The organism is Candidatus Dormiibacterota bacterium (assembly GCA_035635555.1).
Taxonomy (GTDB): Bacteria; Acidobacteriota; Polarisedimenticolia; order Gp22-AA2; family Gp22-AA2; genus Gp22-AA3.
Map to the genome: position 1 here is coordinate 1 of DASQAT010000008.1, position 2,948 is coordinate 2,948.

4 protein-coding genes are annotated in these 2,948 nt (G+C 66.6%); 1 reads left to right on the forward strand and 3 read right to left on the reverse strand.

Annotation, left to right across the window (positions count from 1 at the left end):
• A partial coding sequence (locus VEW47_02465; GenBank protein ID HYS04032.1) for a host attachment protein occupies positions 1–362 on the reverse strand: 362 nt, incomplete at its 3' end.
• A 358-nt stretch (positions 363–720) separates the two neighbouring features.
• Here VEW47_02465 and VEW47_02470 point away from each other — a divergent pair.
• On the forward strand, positions 721–2,136 hold the full coding sequence (locus tag VEW47_02470) for a hypothetical protein (GenBank protein ID HYS04033.1): 1,416 nt from the start codon (positions 721–723) through the stop codon (positions 2,134–2,136).
• A gap of 95 nt (positions 2,137–2,231) precedes the next feature.
• Here VEW47_02470 and VEW47_02475 read toward each other — a convergent pair whose 3' ends face one another.
• Positions 2,232–2,624: a type II toxin-antitoxin system VapC family toxin gene (locus VEW47_02475; GenBank protein ID HYS04034.1), complete on the reverse strand. Its 393-nt coding sequence runs from the start codon at positions 2,622–2,624 to the stop codon at positions 2,232–2,234.
• 2 nt (positions 2,625–2,626) lie between these two features.
• Entirely contained in the window at positions 2,627–2,884 is a 258-nt protein-coding gene (locus VEW47_02480) for a hypothetical protein (GenBank protein ID HYS04035.1), read from the reverse strand.
• Positions 2,885–2,948: the final 64 nt, after the last annotated feature.

Genomic DNA, 2,948 nt, shown 5'->3' on the forward strand with positions numbered 1-2,948 from the left:
ACCACCGCGCTCTGCAGGCCGCGGCTCAGATTTTCACGCAGGTCGCCCAACAGTTTCGGGGGCGCCACCAGCACGAGCTTCGCGAAGGCCTTGGTGCCGTGACCCCGCTCCAGCACGTGGGCCAGGGTGTGGGCGAAGCGTCGCTCCTGGGTTTCTTTGGCGTTGGGCTCGCCGTGGCCGTGCAGGGCCCCCTTGTGCTCCGAGGCCTTGGGGCCGAAGTCGGAGGTCTGATCGGGGTGGCCGCTGCCGTCGCCCTTGAGGGTGTCGTGCAGCGTCCATTGGCCATTCTTTTCGAGGAAGCTGAAGATGCGGGCACCTCGGGCATCGGCTACCAACACCCACGTCGCGGTCGACGGGATCATTTGTATGCTCCTTCGCAGAACTCAGGGCGCAGTCTAACCACGCCGGGTCCTGAGCGGCGGAAACAAGCGCGTCCACGTAGTCCTTTTCGCCCCGCTTGACGCGAGTTGTGCTCAGATGTCTTCGTGCGGACGGGATTTGTAGCCAACACGGCGGCTACCAAGTGCTGATTCCGCCGGGAGGAGATGCCGCCGGGAATAATACCTTCTGCGAAGGCATCAACAAGTCCAGGAAGGGGGCTGAACCTTCCTACCCCTGGCGCACTTTGGCAAATGACGTACGCCCCTGCCCGGGGAGGGTGGTGTGCCCTCCCGCCGCGGCCCTGCTCGGCTGGTCGCGAGGAGGCAAGAGGAGGGCGAGGTGACAGAAGTTCGCTTATCCGTCCTTCCTGCGGTGCTGACCCTCCCGCTGCTCCTGGCTGCCTGCGGCTCTAGCCCGGGTGGTCCCGGGGAGATCCACACCGGGCCGGATGCCGGGTCGACCGTGGATCCCGGCCCTTCGTTCGAGCGAACCGAGGGCTGGTCCGTTCGCCGTCGCATGCGCCTGCCGACCGGCACCGACGTCGTCCTCGAGGAGCAGCTCGCCAGCTTCACCGTCGCCGAGTACGGCGCGAGCCGGATCCGCCGGGTCGACAGTCCCGAGTCCACTCCGTGGAATGCACCGGCCGGCCTCCTCATCGAGGATGCCGCGCTGCACCCCTCCGGTGAGGTGAGCGCCGTCCTGATCGATGCCGACTTCAACGTCTTCGTGGCTCGCCTGAGCGAGCGTCTGGCCCCACTCGACCTCCAGCGGCTCCACGATCCAGAGATCGCCAACGACCCGTTCCCCTCTGGCGGGGGGGTCCCGGTCCCGACCGATGTCACGGCCAATGCGCTGCCCCGCGATTCGGTCCGGACCGCGCCCGACGGAGAGGAGACGGTGGTCGCGGTCGTCACGCCGCTCGAATCGGTGCTCCTCTACCGGCTCGCCTTCGCCACCGGGTGGAAGGCACCCCGCCGGACGCTGGTCCTTCCGGTCAGCCATCACATTCCGTTTCTCCCCATCGGAGGAACGTTCGACACCTTCGAGGCCATGTGGTCCTCGTTCCGGGCGCTCCTCGACGTCGACGCGGACGGCAACGCCTACGTGGCGTTCTGGGCCAACCCGTTCAAGCTCCGGGCGCACAAGGATTTCACCGGGGAAGACCTCAAGAAGCTCGCGGGCAATGCGTTTTCGCAGGACTCGGACGTGTTGCTGGAGAAATTCGACCGCGCGGGGGCTCACCTCTGGTCACGGCTGGTCGGGACCGAGAACGAGGACGAACCCTACGACATCCGGGCGTCTCACGGCGAGGTCGCCGTGGTCGGGCGCGCGCGCCGGGTCCCGGGCGGCGACAACACGTTCTGGGACGCATTCGTGAGCGTGAGCACCGCCGACGGCACCCTCCGCCGGTCGCGCACGTTCCAGCTCGAGGCCTCGAGCATCCTCCTCGGCGTGGACGGAGTACCTGGCGGTGGCTGGCTCGTCGGGGGAAGCGAGGGCTGGTCGCAGAACCCGGAGGGATTGAGCATCCTGTCCTTCGGTTCCAAGCTCCTCCTCGAGCTCCCCACGCCGGACGCCGACCCAGTCCGGATCGCGCTCCCGGCCGGGCCGCGCCACAACGAAATCCGTTCGGTCCTCGCCGACACTCCGGGGCGCTGGTTCGCCGGGCACGAGGACGGGCCGGTGATGCACACCGGCGACGGCGATCTCTCGCAGATCCATGCGACGGGAGTCGTCGGCTTCGTCGCCCGGTGAGACGAGGCTCTATTTTCGGGGCCAAGGACGTGAACGCGGATATGAGCGCGACTTGGGTCGCGCGCTCTCCGCGACATCATCTCCTCCAAGAGCCATCACAGGACCGCTACGACAGCCGCTTCCCGAACCCGGCGGTCGGCGGTAACCAGTGTGTGCCCATGCACCCGCGCTGTGGCGGCGATGAGCCGATCGGCTGGATCGTTCGGGAACGAGTTCCCTAGCCTCACCGCATCCAGCGCGATGGCGCCCGTGATGGGGAGCACCTCGAGGCGAGCGTTGCTTTCGAGCTCCTCGAGAAACGCGGCCAATCCCTGAGGCACCGTGATCTTCCCGCGATCGGCGAGCATGGCGATTTCCCAGAGAGTGACGTCGGCGATGTGAAGCTTCTCGCTGCCGCGTTCGACGGCGGCCGCCGCCCGCCGCTGTGCCTGATTCAGGCGATCACCACCCTCGAGCCACCAGAGCACGATGTGCGTGTCGAGCAGCAAACTCACTTGAGCTCCCAGAGGTCGGCGAAGCTCACCTCGGCAATGTCGCCGTGGATTCGCAGGCGACCCTTGAACAGGCCATGGAGCGGCGGAGTCCTCGGATCGACAAGAGGCACGACCTTGGCCACGCGATTCCCGCGCTTGGTGAGAACGATCTCCCCGCCGTTGCGATGCAAGTCGTCGACCAGCGCCAGGCAATGACTCTTGAATTCGCTGACGCCGAGCGTCTTGACCCTGGGCCTCGATCTTCGCTTCGCCATGAGGAAGATAGTATCGCTACTCAAATGACCACTCAAGTGGTCATTTGGCCCCGCTGCTGCGGCG